This is a genomic window from Ruminococcoides sp. (genome assembly GCF_057037865.1).
Map to the genome: position 1 here is coordinate 139,380 of NZ_DBLZMS010000003.1, position 26,148 is coordinate 165,527.

Sequence of the window (26,148 nt, forward strand, 5' to 3'; positions counted from 1 at the left end):
CCGCAGATTTTACGGACGGTTTTCTTTTTATACGGTAATGTATGCGCCGAGGTGGATACTGCAAAGAATGCATTCTTTGACGGTAAGTTCTTCGGACTGCTCCATCGCCGATTTGTACAAATAAAGTTGTTTCTTGTAAAGTCCTGCAAGTTTTGTTATATCTTTTACCCTGTCGGTTTTGTAATCGACAATAACAAGCTTTCCGTCCTCAACAAACGCAAGGTCAACCGCACCCTGAATTATTACTGTTGCATCGGTTTTTACATCTTTATATTCATCAAATACGTCCGACGGTTTAAGCCTTGCGGTAAATCGTTTTTCACGCATTACAAGCTGTGATGCAATTATACGGTCAATTAGTTTGGTTGACAAAAATTCATTAAGTGTTTTTCTGTCAATCATATCAACCTGTTCCTGTGTAAGTTTTCTGTCATTTAAAAGACGGTCAATTTCAGTATCAAGACTTGCTCTTGCCTGTTCAAAATTGCAGTATTGCAAAAACTTGTGGTGAGCAGTACCTCTTGCAACAGGAGCGGAATTTTGTTCAGCTATGAATAACGGCTTTGAAAGAATCTTTTCAAAATAATCACCGTTCTGACTGTGTGCAATATCGGATGCACTGACCTTTTGGGGGAGTGAAAGAATATCCCTGTTTCTGTATTTGAAATCAAGATTCTTTTTCAAAAGTTTTGCATAATCAAAAGTATCATCGGATACATCGGCAACCTGTAACAGATTTGTTGAAGTAATATCGTCCTCAAAGACATTATCCTTATCAATCATTTTTTCATCAACGATAATCTGCAATTTCCAATCTGATTCTCCGTTGTGCGGAATTACCTTTGAACCCGGCATAATATCGTTACGCAGATTATTGAGTGACGGGTGAACTAATGCACAAAGACAGAGCCAGTCGCAATAGCTTTGACAGCTTGTGACAGTATAGGGTTCAATTACACTTTCGGAAACGAGCTTTGAATACAGCCTTTCAAGATAATCACTGCACTTCTTTACTGCACCGACACAGATAAGCTTTTCCTTTGCTCTTGTGAGTGCAACATAAAGCACACGCATTTCCTCGGCAATAAGGTTTTCTTCAATTTTAAGCCCTGTTGCAAGGCGTGGGAATGTGTTGTAAACAACACCATTGCTCTGAGTCTTGATGCCGAGTCCTGCCTTGCTGTCGAGAAGAATATCGTTTCTAAGGTCGGTTTTATTGAATTGGTGGGTTATGTCGGCAATAAAGCAAACCGGAAATTCAAGTCCCTTTGACGCATGGATACTGAGAACTCTCACGGCATTTGCAGAGTCGCCCTCATTTTGTGATGATGCGTCAAGGTTTGTCTTATTGGCAATAAGCTTGTCGGTATATGAAATAAAATCAGAAAGAGTTTTATAGCCGTTGCTTTCAAAACTTCTTGCATATTCACGCAACAGCTCCAGGTTTTTAAGTGACGAGTCATTACCGCTGACTGCAAGCGAAATCGACATAAACCCCGTCATTTCACACGCCTTTGAAATGAGAGCGTCAACGGAATTTGTACAGGCACAATCACGCAGAATTTTAAGTTCATCAACAAATTTTCTTGCCTTATCGTTTGTTTTTGCATATTCACAGACAGAAGAGTAAAGCGAAGATTTTCTGCTTTCACAACGCATTTCGGCAAGCTCATCGGGAGTGAAAGCATACATAGGACTGCACAAAACCGACAAAAGCGGAATATCAATCCCCGGGTTGTCAATTACACGCAGAAGGTTGAGCATAATTTTGATTTCAACTGCATCAAAAAAACCGGACTTATTCTCGCTGTAGGCAGGAATACCGCTGTTGTTCAGGATATTGACATAAGTTGCGGCCTTTCCGCTTGGACTGCGAAGAATTATTGCAAAGTCGCCGTAACGGGCTTCACGCATTATATCTCCGTCCTTAACTCTAAAGCCCGAATTAATCATATCGTGAATTTTATCCGCTATGTACTTTGCCTCAATTTCTTCTTTTTCAAGGTCTGAGTTTTCTGATTCAATCAATGAAATTTCAAAATTGCAATCATCAGACTTTGGAAACTCAGCACCGTTTACCAGCCTTTCATCGGAATTATATTCCATTTTTGCGGATTCCTTGGTCATTATTCTTTCAAAAATAAAATTGACCGCATCACACACCTCAAAACGACTGCGGAAATTTCTGTCAAGAATTATAGTTGCAGGATATTCTGGATTTTCTTCATTGAATCGTTTATATTCATTTTTGCGTTCAATAAAAATTTCGGGCTTTGCCTGACGAAATCCATAGATGCTCTGCTTTACATCGCCAACCACAAAAAGATTGCTTTCATCATTGCTTACCGACTTGAAGATAAGGTCTTGAACATCATTTACATCTTGAAATTCGTCAACCATAACAGCATCAAATCTGTTTGAAATCTCCTGAGCCTGAACAGTTTTAGTATAGCCGTTATCATCATCGGGCTTTGCAAGAAGTTTTACAGTAAGCGATTCAATATCGGCAAACGAGAGAATATTTTTCTTCGCTTTGAGTTCGGAAAGCTTTTTGTCATATGCACGAACAAGTGTAAACAAGGTAGATATGGACCTATGAAGCTGTGACAATTCAAGCCTTGCATCTTCCTCACTCCAAAAAAACAATGATTGGAGTTTCTTCACCGTTTCTTTGACCTCATCTCTGTTGGATGAAACAGAAATTTTAATCGGATTATCCTTGTATCCTTTCGGACTTTTCATTCTTCCTGTTTCAAAAGAAAATATTGCCTGTCTGATTTCATCCCATGATGAAGAAACAAATTTTAATTGAACAAGGGTAAAATACGCTAAATCACCGACAAGCAGGGGTTCGACTGCATCCTGAAGTTTTTCGTCATCTTTTAATCGAAGAATAGAATTTTCAGTCAGATTGATTCCGTGAAGCACGGCACTCAGAGCATAGTCGATTATAATTTTGCCCCACACAGTTTTTTCAATATCGGTTTCAGAATAGTTTTCGAGCATATCATCAAGCCATTTATCGGGGAACGGCTGAGTTGTAAGAAACTCAGATATTTTAAGGACTGTTTCACGCAGTTTTTGGTCGCCCTGTTTTCCTTTAAAAAGATCAAGCAAAGAATAAAAGCAGTCATCTTCGCTGTCATAAAAGCTTTCAAATGTATTATCAAGTGCATCTTGTCTGAGAATTTCAAGCTCACCCTCATCGGCAATACGAAAATCTCTTGCAACATCGAGCGTATGAAAATATTCACGGACAATATCTCCGCAAAAGCTGTCTATTGTAGAGATATTTGCACTGTACAAAAGCTGTCGCTGTGCAAGCAAATGAGCGTTATACGGATCATCTTCAAGAAGTTTGTTGACTGCCGCCTGTATTCTTTCACGCATTTCGGCAGCCGCCGCCCTTGTGAATGTTACGATAAGAAGGCGGTCAACATCAAGGGGATTTTTCTCCCGTGTAATAAGCTTTATTACACGCTCTACAAGCACGGCAGTTTTGCCCGAACCGGCGGCAGCCGATACAAGCACAGAACCGTCTGTTGCATAGATTGCATTTTTCTGTTGCGGAGTCCAATTTCTTGACATTACTCTTCCTCCTTTCCGTTAATTTCGTTTGTAATTTCTTCGATAACGGTCTTGTTATCGACAGAAAAACAAGTTATCGGGTTACTCTGTCTGTAGGCACATACGCTGTCGTAAGGGCAGTATTCGCATGAATCGTGACCGCCTTTGAGCGGTTTCGCCTCAATGTTGCCGTTATAGATATTCTTGCCCATTTCAGCGATGAGCATATCAACCTTTTTAAAGATTTTTCCGAATTCTGCAAGTGTTGCAAGGCTTGTTGAAGAAACAGGTTCGCCCGCTTTAATTTTTACAGGAATGTATGTTGCTGCGTCTGTCTTATCCATTCCGTGAATTATTTCTGTATCTTTGAGCAAAAGTCCGTTCATCTTGAGCTTTTTATTAAGTTCATCGGGCAGCTTGTCAATTGATTTCAGACTGTCTGACGAAATATACGGAACGGTTGCAGGCATATACAAAATCCCGGCAGGTACAATTTCTCCGTATTTGTCACCGCCCGAAGCCTCGATTGAATGGAGATACAAAAGCATCTGAAGATTGATTCCGTAGAGAATATCGGAAAGTTTAAACTGTTTTGTGCCTGTTTTATAATCAATAATACGCAAATATGTTATATCGGCTCTCTGCATAATATCTACTCTGTCAACACTTCCGCAGACTGCAATTTTGTGACCGTCGGGCAGTACGATTGTATATGACGGAATATCCTCGCCAATTTTAAGTTCACAATCGGCAACAAAAAATTCACTCTGGGAAAGTTCCTCCATAATATGTTTCATCAGATACATCACATTATCAAGAATTGTCTTTAGGCGGTATGTGAATGAATTTGACTCAAGCTGTTCTTCACCGAAATATTTAACTGCATATTCCGCAAGATATGCGCAGACAATTTTTTGAAATTTATCTTCTTCAAGCGATAAATACTCTTCCTTAGTATATTCGCCGAAAAAGCGTTCAAGTATGTAATGAACAATCGTTCCGTACTGCATGGGGTTGATTTCTGCTCTTTGTCTTTCCCGAACATTCAAGCCGTAATTACAAAAATAGGAAAATCTGCAGAGATTGAATTTTTCAAGCTGTGACGCTGAAATATTGAGATTTTTACCAAAAAGCTTTTCGGCATTTTTCTTGTCAAATATCTTAAAGGGAACTTTGTCCTTTGCATTTATGAGCGAATCAAGCTTTGCAGAATATTCGGGATTTTGTGCAAAAATTTCAAGCAATGATTCGGGCACTTTTTTGCCTTTTCCGATCATATCGGCAACTGTATCAAAAGCAGGGCGGAGTGCGTACATACTTTCTTTTTTACCGTCAAAATCGAATTTGTCATATGCAATGATATTTTTAAATACCTTTTTACATTGCAGGACAATTTCGGACGGCTGATAGGTTGTTCCCGTTATATCCGATGAATAAAATGATACGGAAAGGAACTCACTTGCAGAGGTCATACAGGAATATGCCATAAATGTTTCAAGGTTATTGTGTGCGGCAAAATCGTCACCGAGTTCAATTTCATTCATTGCAAGCATCTTTAACTCAAACGGTGAGAATATGCCTGATGTATGCGGTATTGCCGGGAAAATTCCGTCAACACAGCCAATGAGAAATGACGCTTTCTGCTTAGAAATTCGTACCCTTTGAGCGGTTGTTATCGTTACGCAATCTATTGTTCTCGGAATATCTGACAATTGCATTGCGTTAATCTGTAAGCTCAAAAGCTCGTAATAACGCTTTACAGTCATTGCTTTTGTACCGATTACAGCGGCGGTTTTGTCAAGAACAGCCATAAACATATTCCAAACTCTTATCTGCTCCGCACCAACCGATTTATCGTATGAGCGTTCAAATTCCGCATACATTCTGCGTAACGCATCGGGAACTTTAAGTTCTTCAAGAAGGGCATAGAACAGCTTTGAAATTTCAAGTCCGTTTTTATCCTTCGCATTTTCTTTGAAAAGGAGTAACGGTTCAATAACTGATTCACGCAGATTTTCAACCTTTGCAAGGACCTCTCTGTCATAATCCGAAAACCTGTCAGAATAGCCTTTTGGGTTCTGAACAAATTTATTTTTAAAAGCCGAGCCTGAAACATTCCATACAAAAAGGTAGTTTTCAAAAAGGCTTATTTCTTCAACAGAAAATTCAGTTAAACCCGATTTCAAAAGTGCAAGCACATCTTCTCTGTCAAAATCGTAAATAAGGCATCTGAAAATTGAGTTTACAAGCCTTATTACCGGTTTTACATCAATATCGGCGTGTTCATCGCTGAAATACGGGATTTCGTATTTTTCAAGAATTTCGGACAAAACACCTCTGTACGGTTCTGTATCGTGACAAATTACGGAAATGTCGGAGTAGAGATAACCTTTTTCTATAACAAGGTGCTTGATTTTACCGGCAACATATTCGCACTCGTCATACATATCAACGGCATTATAAACACAGATATTTTCAGGAGCAATTTCAAGCGGTTCAATGTGCGGTCTGAAAATATTCTGTTCAAGCAAAGCAAGATTATCATTTTTAAAGCGGTGCAAATCGGTAAGCTTTATCGGAGCTTTAATATCAACTCCGTCACGCTTTGCATATTCCTTGAGAATTTTATATGTCTGTTGTGAGGTTGCGAATACTTCCTCAGAACCGTCTGTAAGGGGATCAAGAGTAAGGGTAAAATATGTAGCGGTACAGTCACGAACAAGGCTTCGTACCACATTGAGCTGTTGCATTGTGAAGCCTGAAAATCCGTCAAAGATTATCGTATAATCCCTGAGAACATTATTCTTTAAGAGAATATCATTAAGCCTTGTCAAGTCATCCATAGGATCAATATAGCTTTGGCTGACAAGAGCGTCGAATGTATCGCTTATGAGGGCGGTTTCGTTGAGTTTTGTCTTTAAGGTTTCATTGTCAACAAGCATTGACGCACTTCTGAGTTCATCGCTTGTAACCGAACTTTTCTTCAAATCGGAAACAGTCTGCAGCATAACATCAACAAGGCTTTTATTGCCCTTTGATGAAAGCAGACGGAGTTTTTCGGTAAGTTCTTCAAGCGCAAGGCTCATTACAACGGCTCTTGTACCCTCGTCAATAACATTATCGGCTGAGTTTCCCGTCAACTCAAAAACATATTTGCAAAGTCTTGAAAAACCGAACACAAGGACTTTCTCGGCTTTTTTTGCGCCGAACACATCAAGCAGAGTCTTTTCACATTCAAATGTGCTCTGGTCAGGCACAATCAGCATTACGGGAAGATTGCTGTCGGCAAGTTCACCTGCAATCTTCAAAGTCTCGGTACTTTTTCCGCTGCCGCTTTTTCCGAGAATAAATCTCAACATTTCATCACTTCCATAAATTTAATTTACAACAAAGTAATTTTATTTTAAATATCTGTACAAATAATAACATATTCCGTGGGTTATTTAAAGAACTTTGCTGTTATTAAACAAAAATTTTCTGAAAAAGTTCTACTATGAAAAATTTATATTCCACCTTATCATCAGTTACTACGCTGTATTCATCATCCGAAAGAACATCTTTTGCCCTGTCTTTTCCCTCGTCTGCCGTTGAAATGCAGATTGACGGGTACATTACGCACCACCAATTATGACCTTTTGCATTGCCGATTGTTATGCGAAGTGCGTCGTACATTCCGGCAGGCAGAGTGTAGCTTTCGTAATGGCGGGTATCAAAGTGCATATTGACAATTTCAGCTTTTACAGGATAGTTATAGCCGTTTTTGTACACCTCATTTTGTGCAATTTCTTCTATAGTTTCAAGGTTTGCTTTTACAAATTCTTCGGCATCCGACTTTGAATTTGCCGTATCAAAAAGAATTTTTGTCCTTTCAAGAACCTTGTCACGCACCTTGAGCTTCAGAGTCTGATCTTCTTCCGTGTCTGAATTTGCAAGTATGTGAAAACGAAAAACATTGTTAGGGATTTCAGCACACACCGCCTGAAACGGAATTACCGAATAGAGTGTTGTAAGTACGAATGCAATTATTACTGATTTAATTAAAAGTATTGATTTATTTGTTTTCATAAAAATAACCTGTCCTCTCTTGAAATAAGTATGGACAGGTTATTGTAATTTTAATCAGAATTATTAAATTTTATCAAAGCACCTTGCAACCGTCTGAAACGGGCTTGCAGAGAAAAACTTCTTTGTAGCTTTCACAAAGCTTGTCATAGCACTTCTTGGCTCTGCGTGATGAAGTGAACACACCGAACACGGCTGAACCCGAACCGCTCATACCTGCTCCCCTTGCCTTTGACTTGAGCATAATACCCTTGATTTCATTAACTTCCGGAATTTGCAGAGCAAGTTCAAAGTCATTGAAGATTGTTGTTGAAATCATAAACATATCTCTGCTGAACAGTGCCTTAACCATTTCATCGGTATAGCAGGCGTGAGGATTGAGTGCGTCAACCTTTTTGTATGCATCGGCAGTAGACACGCTGACTGAGTCGGGTTTGCAGATTACAATGCTGTCACAACGAAAAGAGGCAACTTTTTTGATTGCAGTACCTATTCCCGTGCAAAGCTTTGTTCCGCCCTCAAGGCAGAAAGGCACATCCGCACCTACTTTTTCACCGATTTCTCTCAGCTCTGACGGCTTGAGCATTGTTCCGAACATATTGTTCAAGCCTAAAATAACAGCCGCACCGTCACTGCTTCCGCCGGCAAGACCTGCCTGTGTGGGAATTTTCTTGTCAATGTCGATATGAATGCCCTTAACATCCGTTTTACAATAATCAAAGAACTTGTAAGCCGCCTTTGCACAAATGTTTGAATCATCGCAAGGCACGCCCTCACAGTTACATGAAATTGTCACCGTACCGCTTTCATTGTCTGTGATTGTGATTGTATCATACAAATCAACGGCTTGCATAACAGTTGAAATATTGTGATAACCGTCTGCTCTCTTTGAAAGAACATCGAGAGAAAGATTTATTTTTGCAGGAGCAAGAACTTTTACTTCCATATTTTAACCCTTTTTCAGTTCATCAAGAAACTCTTTGATTCTTTCAAGCGCAATTTTAAGATGCTTGATAGAATATGAATATGACACACGGACAAAGCCTTCGCCCGATTCACCGAACGCAGTACCCGGAACAACAGCAACATGCTTGTCCACAATAAGTCTTGTACAGAATTCCTCACTTGTAAGACCTGTGCTTTTGATACACGGGAACACATAGAATGCACCCAAAGGTTCAAAGCAGGTGAGTCCCATTGCGTTAAAGCTGTCCACAACAAGCCTTCTCCTCATATCATACTCGCCACGCATCATCTCTACATCCCTGTCACCGTTGCGCAGAGCCTCAATAGCGGCATACTGTGCGGTTGTAGGAGCAGACATAATTCCGTACTGGTGGAGCTTTGTCATCTGAGCAATAACAGGAACAGGACCGAGTGCATAACCAAGCCGCCAGCCTGTCATGGCATATGATTTTGAAAAGCCGTTTACAACAATGGTGCGCTCATACATACCGTCAATTTCAGCAATTGAAACATGGTTCTTATTGCCGTATGTAAGCTCACAATAAATTTCGTCCGAAAGGATAAAAATGTTATGTTCCTTAATTACCTCTGCAATTTCTTCAAGATCTTCCCTTTCCATAATTGCACCCGTTGGGTTGTTCGGGAACGGAAGTACAAGAAGTTTTGTCTTTGGAGTAATTGCGGCACGAAGGTCTGACGCTTTAAGTCTGAAATTATCTTCGTTTTTTGTGTTGATAATAACAGGCACGCCGTCTGCCATCACCGTAAGCGGTTCGTAACAAACAAATGAAGGTTCGGGAATGATAACCTCATCACCGGGATCAAGCAATGTCCTGAAAACAAGGTCAATTGCTTCGCTGCCGCCGACAGTTACAAGTGTCTGCTTTTTGGCATCATACTCAATACCGAATCTTCTTTTGTAGTAAGCTGCAATTTCTTCACGAAGTTCGGCAAAGCCTCTGTTCGGGGAATACCACGTCTTACCTTTTTTCAGACTGTTAATACCTTCTTCACGGATGTGCCACGGCGTCTGGAAATCGGGTTCGCCGATACTCAGAGAAATGACATCGTCCATTTCGTTAGCTATATCAAAAAACTTACGGATACCCGAAGGTTTTACCGTTGAAATCTTTTTATTAATAAAATTATTGTAATCTATCACAGAATTAAATGCCTCCCGTCACGCTTCTCTTCATCGCTGAAGAGGCACGCTCCTCTGTCCTTGTAGCGACGCATAATAAAGTGTGTACCCGTTGAAAGCACACCGTCAATTGTAGAAAGCTTTTTGGCAACAAACATTGCGATATCCTGCATTGACTCGCCTCGTACAATGAGAGCAAAGTCGTATGTACCTGCCATAAGATAGAGAGATTCAACCTCTTCAAAGCCCATGCAGAGTTCTGCCATTTCGTCAAAGCCTGTTTCCTTTTTAGGAGTTACCTGAAGTTCGATTAAAGCCTCAACATAGCTGTCGTCAACCATATCCCAGTTTACGACTGCCTGATAGCCCTTGATTACCCCCGAATTTTCGTATTCCTTAATCTGCGCCTTAATGTAATCCTCAGGCTCGCCGAGCATTGCCGCTATTTCCGCTGTTGTAAAACCGGAATTTTCACTTAAAAGCTTTAATAATTTGTCCATATTTATTCCTCCCTGAGAATATATTAAACGCAAAATTTTGCGTTGCAAGCTGAATTTGCAAAAAGCGACATCAAAGGATGTCGCTTTGACAATTTCAATTTTTAATATTTATCTGCGCTGTTTGCACTGTTATTTGCTTGCTCTGTGGCAGTTCACATGGCTTTAGCGGTGGAACTGTCTGCACATAGATTATACAACCTGTACCTCTCGCTTGTCAACTGTATTTATCATATTGACGCATAAGGCGGTCATCAAACATATCAACTCGTTTTGCGCATCGGCAATTTCAAGTTCGCATCCTAAAGGGTGCTTGATGTGATTGCATATCTGTGCGTTGTCAACATCAACAATGCTGAAATTTTTTGAAATTACATCACCGAGAATTCTCCAATTATTGCCGTAGAACCTGCATTGAACCATATTGTTGGTCATAAGCACCACGAGGGTTGCCGCTGTTTTGTCTGTTTTTAGAGTAAATGAATTTACCCCTGCAACGGGCAACTGTCGAAGTCTTGCAACAAGGTTTTTATTCTCATCAAGAATATTAAGCCTTACAATGTTGTTGACAACACCACGCATACTTCTCTTTCTGCGTTTCATAACAGCAGTATATTTATCCCTGCCCAATTCATCACGAATCAGAAAACAAACATCGGACGGAGATACATCTCGTGTAATAAACAATTTCATAAAATCACCGTCAAAATTTTATTTCTTAATCTTCTTCAAGATTTTCAAGCCAAAGGTTTACACACGCATCACTCGGCATTCTCCAGTCTGAACGAGGCGAAAGTGTTACAGAACCAACCTTCGGTCCGTCAGGCAGACATGAACGCTTGAACTGCTGAGTAAAGAATCTTCTGACAAAGGTTGTGAGCCACTTTTTGATTGTGGCATTGTCGTATTTTCCTGCAAATGATTTCTTTGCAAGGTAGTATATTTTATTCGGCTCAAAGCCAAATCTTACCAAATAATATAAGAAAAAGTCGTGGAGTTCATAAGGGCCAACCACATCTTCGGTTTTCTGTGCAATTTCGCCGTTTTTATCTGGCGGAAGAAGCTCGGGACTTACAGGTGTGTCGAGAACATCAAGAAGAACGGTTTTTAAAACTCCCTCGCTGTGCTGTGCCTCATAGGCAGTGAGATAGCGAACAAGGGTTTTCGGAATCGACACATTTACGGCATACATACTCATATGGTCACCGTTGTAGGTTGCCCAACCGAGAGCAAGCTCAGAAAGGTCGCCTGTGCCGATAACAAGACCGTTATATTTGTTTGAAAGATCCATGAGAATCTGTGTTCTTTCTCTCGCCTGTGAGTTTTCGTAGGTTATATTTGTAACGCTTTCATCGTGGTTGATATCTGCAAAATGCTGACGAACAGCTTTTGTAATGTTAATATCTTCAAAAGACACTCCGTAAGCCTCAGCCAAAAGCTGTGCGTTTGATTTTGTACGCTTTGTTGTGCCGAAACACGGCATTGTTACAGTATGAATATTCTTTCTGTCAATACCGAGCATATCAAAAGCATGAACGCAGACGATGAGGGCAAGCGTACTGTCAAGACCTCCTGAAAGTCCTAAAACCGCATTTTGAATTCCCGTGTGAGCAAGTCTTGTTGCAAGACCAGTTGCCTGCATTGTTATAATCTCCTCACAACGGGCATCAAGGTCTGATTTGTTTGACGGAATGAACGGAGTCTGAGAGAACTCTCTTGTAAGTTCGGTATGTTTTAACGGCATATCAAAATATACCGAGGTAAAGTTATTGTCATCACTTTTTGTAAAAGTATTTGTCTTTCTGCGTTCTGCCGAAAGCTTTTGAACATCAATATCGGCATAGATAATGCCTGTTGTAAAGCGCTTGCTTTCAGCAAGCAGAGATGCGTTTTCGGAGATTATGTTCTGTCCCGAAAATACCATATCCGTTGTGCTTTCGCCAAAGCCCGAATCGCTGTAAATATATGCACAACAAAGCTTACCGCTCTGCATTTTTACAAGGTCACGGCGATACTGTGCCTTGCCTATTACATCATCCGATGTTGACGGGTTGCAGATTATAGTTGCGCCGTGTTTTGCGTGTTCAACAGACGGAGATGCGGCAACCCACAAATCCTCGCAAACTTCAACGCCGAAGCTGAAATCACGCATTTTGTCACAACAGAACACAAGATTGTCTGAAATTATGGTTTCGACGCCTGCATATGAAATTTCATCATAGAGGTTCTTGCCGCTTGTGTAGTGACGAACCTCGTAAAATTCGCTGTAGTTAGGGATGTTGACCTTCGGAACAATGCCGAGGATATCGCCCTTATAAATTACTGCGGCACAATTATAGAGTGCCGATTCAATTGCGACGGGAACTCCTGCAATTGAGATTATGTCAAGGTCTGCTGTTTCTTTAAGAATTTTCTCAACTGATTTTTCAGCCGCATTAAGCAAAACACGCTGATAAAACAAATCGGAACAGGTGTAGCCTGTTACGCAAAGTTCGGGAAACACAACCAGTGACGCACCGTTTTTGTGTGCCTCTTTAATCTGTTCAATAATATTTATTGTGTTGGTTTTACAGTCTGCAACCCTGATTTTCGGTGTTGCGGATGCAACCTTGATGAAACCGTATTTCATAAAATTATACCTCACAAAATAATAACCGCAGAAACAAAACGCTCCTACGGTTATTATACATCAAATTTTCCGATTATACAAGCATCAGAGCATTGTTCTTGTTACCCGTCTGAGTCTTTTTCCGTGAAAAAGATACTGACTTTCAAGCGTCGGTTCAAACTTTGTGATGTAGCAACTCATATATCCCATAATCAGCCAGAACCACACCACCATAAACGATATGTCATAAAGCAATGCCTTTTCAAAACAGGCAAAAATCAAATATGCGAAAAGAAAAGCAAACAGACAGGGATAAACATCGTCACGATATGTTTTTTTCTGCAAAAACAGGTGCTGTGCGGAGTGTTTTGCAAATCGAAAACCAAAAATTCCGAAAAGAACAAAACCGATTACACCCGTTGAAACAAGAATTGTAAGAAAACCGTTATGCAAATCACTTTTGTGATACGAATATTCCAAAGCACCGTTTGAATATTCGGCGCTGTAGAGAACAATATTTCCGTTGGAAATTCCGATAATCGGCGACAGTTTGAAAAGATTGATTGATTCAAGCCAAAGCTTCTTTCTTCCACTGTCAATGTTTTTGTTTTCGTGTGAAAAGGTGATTTTATCCTTTTCAAGCTGTTCTCCCTGTTCGGGAGTCAGTCCTTCCTGCACAAGCTCGCTTTCGGTTTTGCCTAAAAGCAAATCGACAACAGAGGTTGTCTTTGATACAACAACGGAAAAGCCTTCCTGACAAATCGTTCTGAACATCAAGGCAGAGCCTGTAAGGAAAACTCCCACAAGAAACAGCGCTGTAATTTTCAAAATAATTTTTGAAGGTGAAAGTCCCGCCTTGTCGGCAAAGAACATATAAACTATATAAACAATTGCATATCCGAGAGCAAGCACAAGTGAGGCGTTTGAATCGCACAGAATGAGCGAAAACGCATTTGTGGCAAGACAGGCTACAATCCATATCTTACTGATGCCGGGTTCAGGATTTTTTTCGGCAATTCTGCGCATAAAATGCCCTTTTGAAAGTATATGGCAACAGAAAAACGACACCACAGATATGAAGCCGAGGAGATTCGGGTTGACATAACAACCGGTGAACCTGTTTTCGTAAACGGTAAATTTAATCCAGTACCATTCAAATTTAAAGCCGAACATAAGGCAGGTTATGCCGATTATGTTCATTACCGTGGTTGCGTATAGTATGAATTTTGCAATGTGATAAAGCTCTATTCTGTAATCAAATTCAGGCTCTGTGTGCATTCCGTAAAAAAGAAAAAAACACATTACAACGTGCAGAAGCATAAGAAGGCTGTAAAGAAATGTCTGTGAAAAATTGATGAGCATCGTAAATACCGTTACGGCAAGAAATGCTCCAATCCATATTCCGAAGCGCAGTTTAAAAAAAGTATTATTATGTCTTTGATTATATACCGAAAGGCATACACCCCATATAAAGAGAAAAACAAGAAGTACATACGCAGGAATCTGGAGAAACGCAATGTTTGTAAAAAACAAATCTATAATGTAGATTCTTCTAAAAAGCGATGAATCGGAAAAAAATCCTCTGAGCTTTTGTTTAAAATCGGTCATCTGAATACTCCAATCAAAACGAAATCAGCTGAAAACTTCTTTTACGGTTTTGAACATCAGCTTTATATCGGAACCAAAGCTGAAATTTTTGACATATGAAAGATTGAACTTCATTTTTTCGGGAAGAATTTTTTCAACATAAACCCTGTCAACATCTATCTCGCCTTTCAACAGCTTTTCTTCGTCCTTATACATAATTGACGCCAACGAGGTTATTCCGGCAGGCATAAGGAGTGTTGCAAGATATTCAGGTTCGTACATATCTACATAATGCTGAACCTCCGGACGGGTTCCGACTATTGACATACTGCCCGAAAGAACATTGAAAATCTGCGGCAGCTCGTCAAGACGATATTTTCGCAAAATTCTTCCTGTTTTTGTAACTCGGGAATCGCTGTCGGTTGTGACAAGTGTTCCGAGCCTGTCGGCTCCCGTTACCATTGTACGGAATTTAAGAATTCTAAACTTCTTTCCGTAGGTTGTAACCCTTTCCTGTCTGTAAAACACAGGACCTTTTGAGTCGGTTTTAACTAAAATCGCAATAATTGCAATCGGAATGATGAGAAACACAAGAAGAATAACAGAAGCAAAAATATCAAGAATTCGCTTTAAAACAAAACTTCCCTGTTTTTTGCAGAGAATGTCATAGTATTCTTTTACTTCGGCACACTGAAACTGCGGCGGAAGCTTTTGAAATGATTTCATTAAATAAAAAACTCCATTCTGTGTGTATATTGAACATACGGCGGAACGGATTTATGCGATAAAAGTTGATTTTTCCTTATTTTCCCACACTAATCCATTATCAAAAGCATTATATATCTTTTAAAATCATTTTTCAAGGCTATTTGTCTTACAAAAAGTTTACAATAAAAGAAAATTTAACACAACGTAAAAACCGACGGTATGCAGCCGTCGGTTTTTAGGTAATTTTATGGAGTAATCAAGCACATAGAAAGGAAGTTGTTAGTTAATTAATATTGATATATGATTTATCGTGTTTATACTATACCATACCTTTTAGTCATTGTCAACACTTTTTTATCACTTTTTCAAATTTTTTAATACTTTTTAATTATTTCAACCAAAAGTGTTAAACATCTTGACTAAACGCTCAAAAAATTGTAAAATAATTACGGTGAAAAAAGCAAACCCAAATTTCTTAAAAACCGGAGGTTCTGGAATGGCTAACGAATATACACCCGACCTCATTACCCTTATCGGTGATGACGGTAAAGAAATAGAATTTGAAATTCTTGATATCATTGAAAACGATGAGGGCAAGTTTTATGTACTCTACCCGTTCTTTGAAAATCCCGAGGATGCTGTAAATGATTCGGGAGAATATTATATTTTTGAAGTTACCGAAATTGACGGCGAAGAAGAGCTTGCCGAAATTGAGGATGATGACAAGCTCGACAGAATTGCCGCTGTTTTTGAAGAGCGTTTCAATGAAGAATTTTATGATGAAGATGACTAACAGTTCATTTTTCTGCATATAAATAGTATTGCAGGACTAAAGATTAATAAGTTTGAATTCCTGCCCGATACGCGAATGATTTTAAAATAACCCTACAACATTTAAATCGGGAGCTTAGCTCCATTGAACGGTGTGCAGACCTCCCGTTTTCTCGGAAGAAGGGAGCCTGAAGTTCAAGGGCGGGCACCCACCTGTCACTCAAGTAGGCAGGTTATTGCAAAAATCATACGGTCGGGCGGGTTTTTTTATTGTTATTAAAGCTATAAAAAATATAAATAATATATAAACAGGAGTAGTAATAATATGAATATTTCCGTTTTAGGTTGCGGACGCTGGGGCAGCTGCATTGCCTGGTATCTCGACAAAATCGGTCACAATGTTTTAAGCTGCGGACTTGCCGACGCACCCGAATTTATACAGCTTAAAGAAACACACAAAAACGACTATCTCACCTTTCCAAAGTCAATTGAGGTTTCTTCGAATCTTGAATATGCGATTGAAAGAGCCGAGGTTATTATAATTTCGATTTCATCGCAGTATCTGCGTTCGTATTTTGCGGATATTTCAAAGTACAATCTTGACGGCAAGACAATTGTCCTCTGCATGAAGGGTGTTGAGGCAACTACAGGAAAAAGGCTCAGTGAGGTTGTCGGTGAATTTGTTGACGAAAGCAAGACACCCGTTGCAGTTTGGGTAGGTCCGGGACATCCCCAGGATTATGTAAGAGGTATTCCGAACTGTATGGTTATTGACAGCAATAATCACGATATTAAGGAAAAGCTTGTAAATGAATTCACAAGCGACCTTATCAGATTTTACCTTGGAACGGATCTTATCGGCAGTGAAATCGGTGCTGCCGCAAAGAATGTTATCGGCATCGCCGCAGGTATGCTTGACGGACTTAACTACACCTCGCTAAAAGGTGCGTTAATGGCAAGAGGCACACGAGAGATTGCAAGACTCATTAAGGCACTCGGAGGCAATGAGATGAGTGCTTACGGTCTTTGTCATCTCGGCGACTATGAGGCTACCTTGTTTTCAAAATGGAGTCACAACAGAATGTACGGTGAAAGCTTTGCAAAGGGAGACAGATTTACAAAGCTTGCCGAGGGTGTTATGACATCAAAAGCGTTATACAAGCTCGGTCAGGAATATGGTGTTGACCTTCCGATTGTTGAGTCTGTATACAAGGTTTTATTCGACGGAACAGATATCAAAGAAGCACTCGGAACTCTGTTTATGCGTTCTGTCAAGAAAGAATTTTAATCGGGCAGGTACATAATATGGGTAATACTAAAACTAAGAACAATTCAAATAAACCTAAACAGACTGGAAAAACGGTTACTTCTGTCAAAAAGCAGAATACAGTCGAGTATGTTATTGTAAACATTCTTTGTCTGTTTGTATTCATAGCATTTGCATACATAGCAATTATGAGCTTTGTGCAGACAAGCGTGTTTGATTCGGCAAATTACGGCAGTGAAGTAATTTTGTATCAGACGGATAACATTGCGCTGAACATCCTGTTCACTTCCCTGTTTACCGTTTTTATATTTAAAATGAAAAAGCATTGTGACTTTTTTGCAAAGGTCAATCTGAAATTTATGCATATAGGTCTTGCGGCGTTCGTCATGATTGTGGGACTTGTCTGGATATTCTCGGTAACCTCTGTTCCTGCGGCTGACAGCTACAACATCTATGAAACAGCGTCGCAGGCGGCTAAGGGCAACTATTCGTCATTCCACAATAACAGCGGTTTTTACAACAGCGATTTTTACAGCGGATATTCTTACTACAACTTCTATCCGTTCCAGCTTGGCTTTGTTTTCATCAGCGAAATTTTTTACAGAATTTTCGGTACGGACAGTACAATGCCGATTCAGGTATTCAATGTAATGTGTACAGCCGCCGCTTATATAGGTATTGTAAACATCACAAGACTTCTTTTCAAAAAGCGTTCGGTTGAATTTATTACAATTCTTCTGCTTGCCGGCTGTTTTCAGCCCGTACTTTTCTGCACATTCGTTTACGGCAACATCATCGGAATGTGCTTTGCAATCTGGGCATCATACTTCCTCATCAAGTATTTTCAGACAAACAAGTACCTGCTCCTCATTCCGTGTGCCGTACTTCTTGTTATTTCAACACTTGCAAAATACAACAACCTGATTTATCTTGTTGCGTTTGTTGTTATGCTGATTATTCACACAATTAAGGCTAAGAAGTGGCAGAGCATTGCGTTTGCACTTGCAATTTGCATTGCTGTTGTCGGAACAAGCAACCTTGTTATCATGAGTTATGAGAACCGTTCGGGAGTGAAGCTTTCAAGCGGTGTTTCACAGGCTATGTACCTTGATATGGGCATTAACGATTCATATATGGCTCCCGGTTGGTACAACGGAATTGCCCTCAACGATTATAAAAGCGCAGGTCTTGACGCAAAAGCCGCAAATGCACAGGCTTGGACCAATATAAAATCAAGAATGAATTACTTCGGTAAAAACACAAACTATATGATTGACTTCTTCTCGAAGAAAATTATCAGCCAATGGAATGAACCGACATACGAAAGCATATGGGTTAGCAAGGTCAAGTCTCATACAAACGAGCTTAATTGGATCGGCAACGGAATGTATGACGGCAGTATCGGACAGTTCTTTGAACTGTACTTCAACTTCTATATGCAGATTCTTTTCATTGCGTTTGCGGCAGGAATTTACTTCTTGTTCATTAACAGAAAGACAAATATTGAAACCGTACTTCTCCCTCTTGTTATTCTGGGAGCGTTCGGATATCACCTCTTATTTGAAGGCAAGTCGCAGTATGTGCTGACTTACATAATTCTTATGATTCCTACTGCGTCTTTTGCATTTGAGTGTATTCTTAACGGCAAATATACAAAAATCAAAAAATTTGTCGGAAAACTGAAAGAAATTCCCAACGGTAAAGAAAGCGAAAAAGCCTAATAAAATGATTGAAGCGGACAGTTAATCATGTCCGCTTTTTCTTTGCTCTTTTTTGACAAATGCAATCCCCGTACTGCCCTCTCCTATATGGCTGCCGACAACGGAACCCACGCTGACAATACTGCCCTCAACAAAAGGAATTCCTTTTGATATTATGAGCTTTGATAAATACAATGCCTGATTTTTTGCATTTGTGTGCATTATATACAACGGATAATTTTGATCTATGCCAAGCTTTTTCAACGACATCAGCATATGATTCATACCGTGGCGCATTCCGATTGTTTTCGCCTCAAAGGCTACACTGCCCGAACCCGTAATGCTGATTACGGGTTTTATTCTTCCTGTTGAGCCGAGTAATGCGGCGGCATTTGTATGTCTGCCACCCCCATAGAGGTACTTCATATCGTCAATACAGGCATATACCATAATTCTGCTTCTGAACCTCAGAAGATGTTCGGCAATTTCTTTTGCTGTAAACCCGTTGTCACGCAGGCGAAGTGCCTCGTTTACAAGAAGCTTCTGACCTGCCGAAGCAGATTTGCTGTCTATCACATAACACCCCTCATATTCGAGCAAATCTCTTGCAAGGACTGCACTCTGATATGAACCGCTCAATGCCGAAGAAACAGTTATCACCACAACCGATTCGCCGTTATCTCTCGCCTTTTTCAAAGCACATTCGTAGACATACGGCGAGGGTTGAGATGTTTTCGGCAAAGTTTTCGACAGCTTTGCAAGCCTGTAAAAGCGTTCCTTTGAATGTAAAAAATCATCCTTATATTCTTTTCCGTCAATATATACAGCTAACGGAACTGTAGAAATTCCGAATTTTTCACTCTCTGAATGTTCAAAATCGGCGGCTGAATCGGTAATAATTCTGACCATTTAGGTATCACCTCAAAAATAATATCTTGAAATATTATTTTCAAATTTACCTTTATTATGCAAAAATCCCGACAGCAAAAACTGTCGGGAGGTTAATTTGCATATTCAATTTCCGAAATTATTTATTCCAATACCGTCAAAACCCATTTCATCCAAAAGGGACTTGTACAAATTTACATCTTCATCCGTGTATGACATACGGTTTTTGATGCCCGATTTAAAATTGATATTTCTGTCTACAAAAAGCCTTTTTCCCCACATATGACACCATGAAATCGGTAAAAGGAACGGTGTTTTTTTTACATACGGATACTTGTACTGCATTTCGGATTTTGGTGGAAATATTGAGGACACAAGATATGAGAATTTTGATTTATTATTCTCGGTAATTGTCTTGTGAGAATTTATCATCGTGCCGACATCTACCCTGCCGAGTGTACCGCTGAGCAGAATATATTCTTCGATATCATCAAATTTAAGTTCAGCCTGTGGCTTTGCAAACCAGTTGAACGCAATCTCACGAACACGCTTTTCATACTTTGCAATACCGATTTTTTCAAGCATCACATTAAGATAGTCATAATCTAGCTCAGATTGATGATTTTTCAAGAAAACATAGCTGTCAAGCACCATTCTTGCTCCCATTCCGCCGATTCTGAAATGATTCGAGTTATGAACAAGCATATAGATATAAAAGTCCTCATGGCTCATTTCATATGAATAGCTGTAGCCGTCACGCTTTGTTGAACGGTCAAGCTGATTAACAAGCAACGGATAGGATTCCTCGTTTTCATGGACAAGAGTTGCATGCATTTCAATGTTCATCATCGGCTTTTTTTTAAAATGATACTGGTTGTCATCTTCATTCAGAAAAGTGTATCCGAGTTCGGAAAATACTTTTTTGACCGAATCAGCCTGTTTTCTGTCAAAAAGGATATCTACATCAGACACGGAACGAAAGTCGGAACGGGGATATTCCTTTTTCATAAAATAGCCCTTTAAGGGAATATTCTTGATTTTGTTTTCATCAAAAGCCTTGAGAATTTTCTCGGTTTCATATGAGAGATTTCCGTCAATCAGCATTTCAAGCGACAAATTCTGCTTGAATTTTTCATATACTTCGGGCGAAACATACTTTTTGTCGAGCGACAAAACCGCATTGGCAACAAGCGATTCGACACTGCAATAGTTTGCAAGCATTTTTATCGACTGCCATTTTATCCCCTCATAAGGAATCGGAGGTGCTGTTCCGTTTACAGACGATGAAACAAGCTCAAGCAGATACTTAAATTCAATTTTTTCGTTATCGTTAAGATGTTTCCTCATTTTTTCCCTTTTTTCGTTTTAAGCTTTGAGAATGCATTTTTACTTCTTGACATAGTTGATGCAATAACCTTCCTTAGCGGTTTTGAATAGAACATAAATTCAAGGTATGCTCTGTACTTCATTGAGTCAACCGTGTAGGGCTTGCCCTTTCTGTAAAAGGCTGTTACCACTCCGATTACATCATCATCGGTAATACCTTTTTCAACGGCAAACTGATTGTCACCGCACATAGTATAACTGCCGTCACTTCCGAAATTGACGACACGGTGCAATACATACGAGCCGTCTTTTCGTCTGTATAAAGGCAAGTCAAAAAGATGAAGTCTGCCCTTCGGTTTTGATAAAACAACCGTATCGTCACCGTCTCGGAGCATTGGGAGCATACTTGTTCCCTTCGGATTGAAAGTAACCGATCCTCCGGTCTCAAGCTTTTCGGCTATAATCTGCATTACATCATCAAGACCTACTTCTTTATTCAAGGACATCAGCCTCTCTTAGCTTTTGAATAAATGTATCAATATCGGCACTCGCCTTATCTTCGCTCACTTCATACTCATCAAGCATTGCTTTGAGCAAATCAGCCTTTTCGCAATCGTTTTGGAGCTTTTCAAAAAGGAATGCACCCGTTTCATTGAGGTTGATAATTCCGTTAAAATCAAGCGTTAGCTTGTTTACGGGAACTACAACATATGAATCTGCAACCTTACGCAGAACAAAATCTTCTTTTATCTTCATAAAATCACCTGTTTTCCGTGTGAATTTTTCATACATATTTAAATTATAATATACCTTTCGACAAAAAGCAAGAAAAAGGATTTGAGCATAAAATTACCGCAGACCTTTTGAGTCTGCGGTAAAAATTATCTATAATATTACAGCTTACGGGATTAGTACATTCCGCCCATATCAGGTGCTGCGGGAGCTGCAGGAGCTGCAGGCTCTTTGATGTCTGTAACAAGTGATTCTGTTGTAAGAACCATTGCTGCAACAGAGCTTGCGTTCTGGAGAGCTGAACGAGTAACCTTTGTTGGGTCAACGATACCTGCCGAAACCATATCTGTGTATTCCTCTGTAAGAGCGTTGAAGCCATAGCCAACCTTGTTAGCCTTCTTAACATTATCGCAGATTACGCTGCCCTCAAGACCTGCGTTAGCAACAATCTGACGGAGCGGTTCTTCAAGTGCTTTAAGAACAATCTTAGCACCTGTCTTGGCGTCACCCTCGAGAGTGTCAACGAACTCAGCAACAGCCGGAATAGCGTTCATGCAAGCGATACCGCCGCCTGCTACGATACCCTCTTCAACAGCAGCCTTTGTAGCGGCAAGAGCATCCTCAATACGGAGCTTCTTTTCTTTCATTTCAACTTCTGTTGCAGCACCAACCTTGATAACTGCTACGCCGCCTGCGAGCTTTGCAAGACGCTCCTGAAGTTTTTCACGGTCAAAGTCAGATGTTGTTGTTTCAATCTGCTGTCTGATCTGAGCAACTCTGCCCTTGATAGCTTCCTTGTCACCTGAGCCGTCAACGATGATTGTGTTTTCCTTTTCAATCTTAACCTGACGGGCAGTACCGAGCTGATCAACTGTTGTATCCTTGAGTTCAAGACCGAGGTCGGATGTGATTACCGTACCGCCTGTGAGTGTTGCGATATCCTGAAGCATTTCTTTTCTTCTGTCGCCAAAGCCCGGAGCCTTTACGGCAACACAAGTGAATGTACCTCTGAGTTTGTTAAGTACGAGAGTTGTAAGAGCCTCGCCCTCAACATCTTCGGCAATGATAAGGAGCTTCTTACCCATCTGAACAATCTGCTCAAGAAGTGGGAGAATTTCCTGTGTAGTAGAAATCTTCTTATCTGTGATAAGGATAAGCGGATTGTCAAGCTCTGCAACCATCTTATCTGTATCTGTTACCATATAAGGAGCGATGTAACCTCTGTCAAACATCATACCTTCAACAACCTCGCTGTATGTTTCGGCTGTCTTTGATTCCTCAACTGTGATAACACCGTCTGTTGTAACCTTTTCCATAGCCTCGGCAATAAGCTTACCGATGAATTCATCCTGTGATGAAACTGTTGCAACTCTTGCGATATCATCTGTACCGGATACCTGCTTGCTGTTCTTCTTTACAGCCTCAACTGCAACATTTACAGCGTCTGCAATACCCTTTTTAAGTACCATTGGGTTAGCGCCTGCAGTTACATTCTTCATACCCTCTCTGATGAGAGCCTGAGCAAGAAGTGTGGCAGTTGTTGTACCGTCGCCTGCAATATCGTTAGTCTTGATAGAAACTTCCTTTACAAGCTGAGCACCCATATTTTCAAAAGGATCTTCAAGTTCAATTTCCTTAGCGATTGTTACACCGTCATTTGTGATGAGCGGAGCACCGAACTTCTTATCAAGAACAACATTTCTGCCCTTAGGTCCGAGTGTGATTTTAACGGTATCAGCGAGCTGGTCGATACCTTTCATTAAAGCTTTTCTTGCATCTTCGCCGTATGCGATTTGTTTAGCCATTGTAAATTACCTCCGTATATTTAGTTAATTATTCAAGAGTTGCGAGTATATCCGACTGGTTTACGATTGTGTATTCTTCGCCGTCAATCTTTACCTGTGTGCCTGCATATTTACTTGCGATAACCTTATCGCCTACGCTGACATACATCTTTACTTCCTTGCCGTCAACAACACCGCCGGGGCCAACAGCAACAACTGATGCGAACTGTGGCTTTTCCTGAGCAGCAGATGAAAGAATAATACCGCTCTTTGTTTTCTCTTCAGCCTCTTCAACTTTTAAAACGACTCTGTCGAGTAATGGTTTGATTGTCATAAATACAGCCTCCTGTAAAAATTTTAAATTGCTTTTAATTAATTAGCACTCTTGTTCCCTGAGTGCTAATTATATTTTATACCATTTTCAAGAAAAGTCAAGAGAAATTTGACTATTTTTGACCTTTATTTTGTGACAGTTTTCTGAAATTTTTTCCAATCTCAATTTTATCGAGTATTTTAAGATAATCAGTAACTATAACTGTTTTATATCAATAAAAAAAGACGGACTGAAAAAAGTCCGTCTTAAACATTGTTATTAATTTTATCTGTTTGATGATTGAGAACTTGTCTGTTTCTTGCCCTTGCTGACAACAAGAACTACCGTTGAACCGTATTCGAGAGTATCACCCTCAACATGTTCTTTGTAGCGGATTACCCTTCCCTCAGCAACCTTGTCACTGTACTCATATTCCGCTGTTGCAAGAAGTCCCTGAGCGGCAATATCGGATGCAACGGTATCAAGTTTTTCACCCTCAACCTTCGGCAGAGTCCTCATCTGTGATCCCTTGCTTACGCAAACACTCACTACTACTGAATCTTCCTGAGTAATTTTTGAACCTGCGGCAGGAGTCTGTGACATAATCTTACCTTCTGCATAATCATCGCTGTACTCATCGTTAAAGGTTCTGTAGATTGTGATACTGCTGTTGCTGTCAACACTCTTAACAGCCTCTTCATATGTCATTCCGATATAGTTAGGAACAGTAGCACCTGTCCACTCTGTGCTTTGAGTTGAGCTTTCACTCGCATCAGTATTATTTGAGAACATTCCGGCAAGCGGATTCTGCATAAGCCAGAACACACCGGCAATACCGAGAACAAGAACCGTGATAGCAGCCGCAATAATAATAATTGAAGCGTGTGACATACCGTTTGAAGTCTTGCGTGTACGCTCTGACTTTGTGAGGTTCATGCTTGCTGTTCTTGAAATTTCGTCCTGAATTGCCTTTGCTGTATGAGCAACGGAAAGCTGTGAACGAAGCTCGTCAAAATCTGTAATACGGTTTTCACGCTCAACCTGCAAACCGTTAGCAAGAGCCGAAACAACATGCGGAGGAAGTCTCTTTACGGTTGTTGTACTCATAAGAAGTCGGCTGTCCTTACGGCGTTCTACCGCACTCTTTGGCATATGACCCGTGAGGGCATAGAAAAGGGTTGCACAAAATCCATAGATATCCGTAATATCGTCAAGAGGAAAATTATCGTCATACTGTTCGGGAGCCGCAGCGCCTGAGAAAAGCTGAGATTTGAGAGGCGTGCCTCTTTTACGCTCATTTTCCGACGCAAAGCCTGAAATTTTAATTTTACCCGATGCTGTGATATACATATTCTTAGGTGCGATAGCATAGTGACCGACACCTCTCTTGTGAAGAGCCTCAAGCGCAGAAATTACAGGCATAAAAAGCGGACGGGCAATATCCCATTCAAGATGACCGTTACTGCGTTCAACATACTCCTCAAAAGGAATAAGATCCTCGTTTTCCTCAACAACATAAACTGTGTTATTTTCTTCAAAAATGTTGTGAACATTCATAAGAGCGGAAAGCTCACGGAGTTCTGAAAGAATCCTGTAATAGTTAAGAAAATCGTCCTTGAGTTTATTATATACAAGGCGGTTTTCATAATTTATTCTGACCTCGGTAGTTCCTTCTTCACGAGAAAAAAGTCCGATAGGAAGAAATTCGCAGATGATTACAATGTCACCTGTCTGCTTGTCGTGGCTTATATAGCGTGTGCTTTCGCCGTTGGTATCAATTCCCGCACCTACGATATAGCGGTTCTGAAGAATTGTTCCGTACGGTAAAAAAGGAGCTTGCTGTTTTTCAGTTGTATCAAATCCGCAGGACGGACAAATCTTGTTGTCACCTATTTCCTGCATGCATCCCATACACAATGACATATTATTACTCAACTCCAAATAAGTATCAATTTCAAATTTTGTCTGAAAAGAATTATACCATAAAAACATATTTCTTTTCAAGACTTAAAGGTGTTAATATAGTTACAATTTTGTTATTGCAAAGCCTTATAAAGCAAATTCTTTGCAAATATTGTTGTATAAAAATGTGGTGGAGATAACGGGGCTCGAACCCGTGACCTTCTGACTGCCAGTCAGACACTCTCCCAGCTGAGCTATACCCCCATATAATGTTGACATTGCTTTTGATATATACAAGATACATTTGCAAACAATGTCAAGCTGTAATT

Annotated in this window: 20 protein-coding genes, 1 tRNA gene and 1 other RNA gene; 4 read left to right on the forward strand and 18 right to left on the reverse strand. The window is 40.1% G+C overall.

Annotated elements, in window-relative coordinates:
* Window positions 1–27: 27 nt before the first annotated feature.
* From addA to AC2HW8_RS04145, 10 genes are all read right to left on the reverse strand, one after another.
* Complete coding sequence (addA, locus tag AC2HW8_RS04100) at window positions 28–3,588, reverse strand: helicase-exonuclease AddAB subunit AddA (RefSeq protein ID WP_484327187.1); 3,561 nt, start codon at window positions 3,586–3,588, stop codon at window positions 28–30.
* A complete protein-coding gene (locus tag AC2HW8_RS04105; RefSeq protein ID WP_484327188.1) occupies window positions 3,588–6,926 on the reverse strand; it encodes a PD-(D/E)XK nuclease family protein in 3,339 nt (1,112 codons plus the stop codon). The genes addA and AC2HW8_RS04105 overlap by 1 nt, the downstream gene beginning before the upstream one ends.
* 103 nt (window positions 6,927–7,029) lie before the next feature.
* Window positions 7,030–7,632: a stage II sporulation protein R gene (gene spoIIR / locus AC2HW8_RS04110; protein WP_368000830.1), complete on the reverse strand. Its 603-nt coding sequence runs from the start codon at window positions 7,630–7,632 to the stop codon at window positions 7,030–7,032.
* Between the two features lie 73 nt (window positions 7,633–7,705).
* Window positions 7,706–8,575: a 4-(cytidine 5'-diphospho)-2-C-methyl-D-erythritol kinase gene (ispE, locus tag AC2HW8_RS04115; protein WP_484327189.1), complete on the reverse strand. Its 870-nt coding sequence runs from the start codon at window positions 8,573–8,575 to the stop codon at window positions 7,706–7,708.
* A gap of 3 nt (window positions 8,576–8,578) precedes the next feature.
* Window positions 8,579–9,754: a pyridoxal phosphate-dependent aminotransferase gene (locus tag AC2HW8_RS04120; protein WP_438871030.1), complete on the reverse strand. Its 1,176-nt coding sequence runs from the start codon at window positions 9,752–9,754 to the stop codon at window positions 8,579–8,581.
* Window positions 9,754–10,236, reverse strand: a complete 483-nt coding sequence (locus AC2HW8_RS04125; protein ID WP_015523763.1) for an Lrp/AsnC family transcriptional regulator — start codon at window positions 10,234–10,236, stop codon at window positions 9,754–9,756. The genes AC2HW8_RS04120 and AC2HW8_RS04125 overlap by 1 nt, the downstream gene beginning before the upstream one ends.
* A 189-nt stretch (window positions 10,237–10,425) precedes the next feature.
* Window positions 10,426–10,926 (reverse strand): LURP-one-related/scramblase family protein, encoded by a 501-nt coding sequence (locus AC2HW8_RS04130; protein WP_015523762.1) that lies wholly within the window; start codon window positions 10,924–10,926, stop codon window positions 10,426–10,428.
* A gap of 25 nt (window positions 10,927–10,951) precedes the next feature.
* The gene (locus AC2HW8_RS04135) at window positions 10,952–12,862 is read right to left on the reverse strand and encodes an NAD(+) synthase (protein WP_015523761.1); all 1,911 of its coding nucleotides are present in this window, start codon (window positions 12,860–12,862) and stop codon (window positions 10,952–10,954) included.
* A gap of 84 nt (window positions 12,863–12,946) precedes the next feature.
* Entirely contained in the window at window positions 12,947–14,449 is a 1,503-nt protein-coding gene (locus AC2HW8_RS04140; RefSeq protein ID WP_303693721.1) for an O-antigen ligase family protein, read from the reverse strand.
* Between the two features lie 24 nt (window positions 14,450–14,473).
* On the reverse strand, window positions 14,474–15,154 hold the full coding sequence (locus tag AC2HW8_RS04145; protein ID WP_021884002.1) for a sugar transferase: 681 nt from the start codon (window positions 15,152–15,154) through the stop codon (window positions 14,474–14,476).
* Window positions 15,155–15,632: 478 nt separating this feature from the next.
* On the opposite strand from AC2HW8_RS04145, the gene AC2HW8_RS04150 reads away from it, so the two are divergent.
* From AC2HW8_RS04150 to AC2HW8_RS04165, 4 genes are all read left to right on the forward strand, one after another.
* Window positions 15,633–15,929, forward strand: a complete 297-nt coding sequence (locus AC2HW8_RS04150; RefSeq protein ID WP_296177396.1) for a DUF1292 domain-containing protein — start codon at window positions 15,633–15,635, stop codon at window positions 15,927–15,929.
* Between the two features lie 54 nt (window positions 15,930–15,983).
* Window positions 15,984–16,175: non-coding RNA, 6S RNA (gene ssrS, locus AC2HW8_RS04155), on the forward strand.
* Window positions 16,176–16,232: 57 nt separating this feature from the next.
* Window positions 16,233–17,195 (forward strand): NAD(P)H-dependent glycerol-3-phosphate dehydrogenase, encoded by a 963-nt coding sequence (locus AC2HW8_RS04160; protein WP_117524152.1) that lies wholly within the window; start codon window positions 16,233–16,235, stop codon window positions 17,193–17,195.
* 17 nt (window positions 17,196–17,212) lie between these two features.
* Window positions 17,213–18,895 (forward strand): glycosyltransferase family 39 protein, encoded by a 1,683-nt coding sequence (locus AC2HW8_RS04165; protein WP_484327190.1) that lies wholly within the window; start codon window positions 17,213–17,215, stop codon window positions 18,893–18,895.
* Between the two features lie 21 nt (window positions 18,896–18,916).
* Here AC2HW8_RS04165 and AC2HW8_RS04170 read toward each other — a convergent pair whose 3' ends face one another.
* The 8 genes from AC2HW8_RS04170 to AC2HW8_RS04205 form a co-directional block, all read right to left on the reverse strand.
* Entirely contained in the window at window positions 18,917–19,783 is an 867-nt protein-coding gene (locus AC2HW8_RS04170) for a DegV family protein (protein ID WP_117847346.1), read from the reverse strand.
* Window positions 19,784–19,888: 105 nt separating this feature from the next.
* Entirely contained in the window at window positions 19,889–21,109 is a 1,221-nt protein-coding gene (locus AC2HW8_RS04175; protein ID WP_484327191.1) for a nucleotidyltransferase domain-containing protein, read from the reverse strand.
* Entirely contained in the window at window positions 21,106–21,594 is a 489-nt protein-coding gene (locus AC2HW8_RS04180) for a S24/S26 family peptidase (RefSeq protein ID WP_304002224.1), read from the reverse strand. Before AC2HW8_RS04180 ends, AC2HW8_RS04175 begins: the two co-directional genes overlap by 4 nt.
* Window positions 21,581–21,844 carry a PqqD family protein gene (locus AC2HW8_RS04185; RefSeq protein WP_296061601.1) on the reverse strand — a complete coding sequence of 88 codons (264 nt, stop codon included), beginning with the start codon at window positions 21,842–21,844 and terminating at the stop codon, window positions 21,581–21,583. The genes AC2HW8_RS04180 and AC2HW8_RS04185 overlap by 14 nt, the downstream gene beginning before the upstream one ends.
* A gap of 152 nt (window positions 21,845–21,996) precedes the next feature.
* On the reverse strand, window positions 21,997–23,625 hold the full coding sequence (gene groL, locus AC2HW8_RS04190; RefSeq protein ID WP_015523752.1) for a chaperonin GroEL: 1,629 nt from the start codon (window positions 23,623–23,625) through the stop codon (window positions 21,997–21,999).
* A 28-nt stretch (window positions 23,626–23,653) separates the two neighbouring features.
* Window positions 23,654–23,938 (reverse strand): co-chaperone GroES, encoded by a 285-nt coding sequence (locus AC2HW8_RS04195; protein WP_015523751.1) that lies wholly within the window; start codon window positions 23,936–23,938, stop codon window positions 23,654–23,656.
* Between the two features lie 264 nt (window positions 23,939–24,202).
* Window positions 24,203–25,819 (reverse strand): PASTA domain-containing protein, encoded by a 1,617-nt coding sequence (locus AC2HW8_RS04200; RefSeq protein WP_293601390.1) that lies wholly within the window; start codon window positions 25,817–25,819, stop codon window positions 24,203–24,205.
* Window positions 25,820–26,007: 188 nt separating this feature from the next.
* Window positions 26,008–26,083: transfer RNA gene (locus AC2HW8_RS04205), tRNA-Ala, on the reverse strand.
* Window positions 26,084–26,148 lie beyond the last annotated feature (65 nt).

Coding starts and splice junctions, on each gene's coding strand:
- addA (WP_484327187.1), bottom strand. CDS start 3,588: ATGTCAAGAAATTGGACTCCGCAACAGAAAAATGCAATCTATGCAACA.
- AC2HW8_RS04105 (WP_484327188.1), bottom strand. CDS start 6,926: ATGTTGAGATTTATTCTCGGAAAAAGCGGCAGCGGAAAAAGTACCGAG.
- spoIIR (WP_368000830.1), bottom strand. CDS start 7,632: ATGAAAACAAATAAATCAATACTTTTAATTAAATCAGTAATAATTGCA.
- ispE (WP_484327189.1), bottom strand. CDS start 8,575: ATGGAAGTAAAAGTTCTTGCTCCTGCAAAAATAAATCTTTCTCTCGAT.
- AC2HW8_RS04125 (WP_015523763.1), bottom strand. CDS start 10,236: ATGGACAAATTATTAAAGCTTTTAAGTGAAAATTCCGGTTTTACAACA.
- AC2HW8_RS04130 (WP_015523762.1), bottom strand. CDS start 10,926: ATGAAATTGTTTATTACACGAGATGTATCTCCGTCCGATGTTTGTTTT.
- AC2HW8_RS04135 (WP_015523761.1), bottom strand. CDS start 12,862: ATGAAATACGGTTTCATCAAGGTTGCATCCGCAACACCGAAAATCAGG.
- AC2HW8_RS04140 (WP_303693721.1), bottom strand. CDS start 14,449: ATGACCGATTTTAAACAAAAGCTCAGAGGATTTTTTTCCGATTCATCG.
- AC2HW8_RS04145 (WP_021884002.1), bottom strand. CDS start 15,154: ATGAAATCATTTCAAAAGCTTCCGCCGCAGTTTCAGTGTGCCGAAGTA.
- AC2HW8_RS04150 (WP_296177396.1), top strand. CDS start 15,633: ATGGCTAACGAATATACACCCGACCTCATTACCCTTATCGGTGATGAC.
- AC2HW8_RS04160 (WP_117524152.1), top strand. CDS start 16,233: ATGAATATTTCCGTTTTAGGTTGCGGACGCTGGGGCAGCTGCATTGCC.
- AC2HW8_RS04165 (WP_484327190.1), top strand. CDS start 17,213: ATGGGTAATACTAAAACTAAGAACAATTCAAATAAACCTAAACAGACT.
- AC2HW8_RS04170 (WP_117847346.1), bottom strand. CDS start 19,783: ATGGTCAGAATTATTACCGATTCAGCCGCCGATTTTGAACATTCAGAG.
- AC2HW8_RS04175 (WP_484327191.1), bottom strand. CDS start 21,109: ATGAGGAAACATCTTAACGATAACGAAAAAATTGAATTTAAGTATCTG.
- AC2HW8_RS04180 (WP_304002224.1), bottom strand. CDS start 21,594: ATGTCCTTGAATAAAGAAGTAGGTCTTGATGATGTAATGCAGATTATA.
- AC2HW8_RS04185 (WP_296061601.1), bottom strand. CDS start 21,844: ATGAAGATAAAAGAAGATTTTGTTCTGCGTAAGGTTGCAGATTCATAT.
- groL (WP_015523752.1), bottom strand. CDS start 23,625: ATGGCTAAACAAATCGCATACGGCGAAGATGCAAGAAAAGCTTTAATG.
- AC2HW8_RS04195 (WP_015523751.1), bottom strand. CDS start 23,938: ATGACAATCAAACCATTACTCGACAGAGTCGTTTTAAAAGTTGAAGAG.
- AC2HW8_RS04200 (WP_293601390.1), bottom strand. CDS start 25,819: ATGCAGGAAATAGGTGACAACAAGATTTGTCCGTCCTGCGGATTTGAT.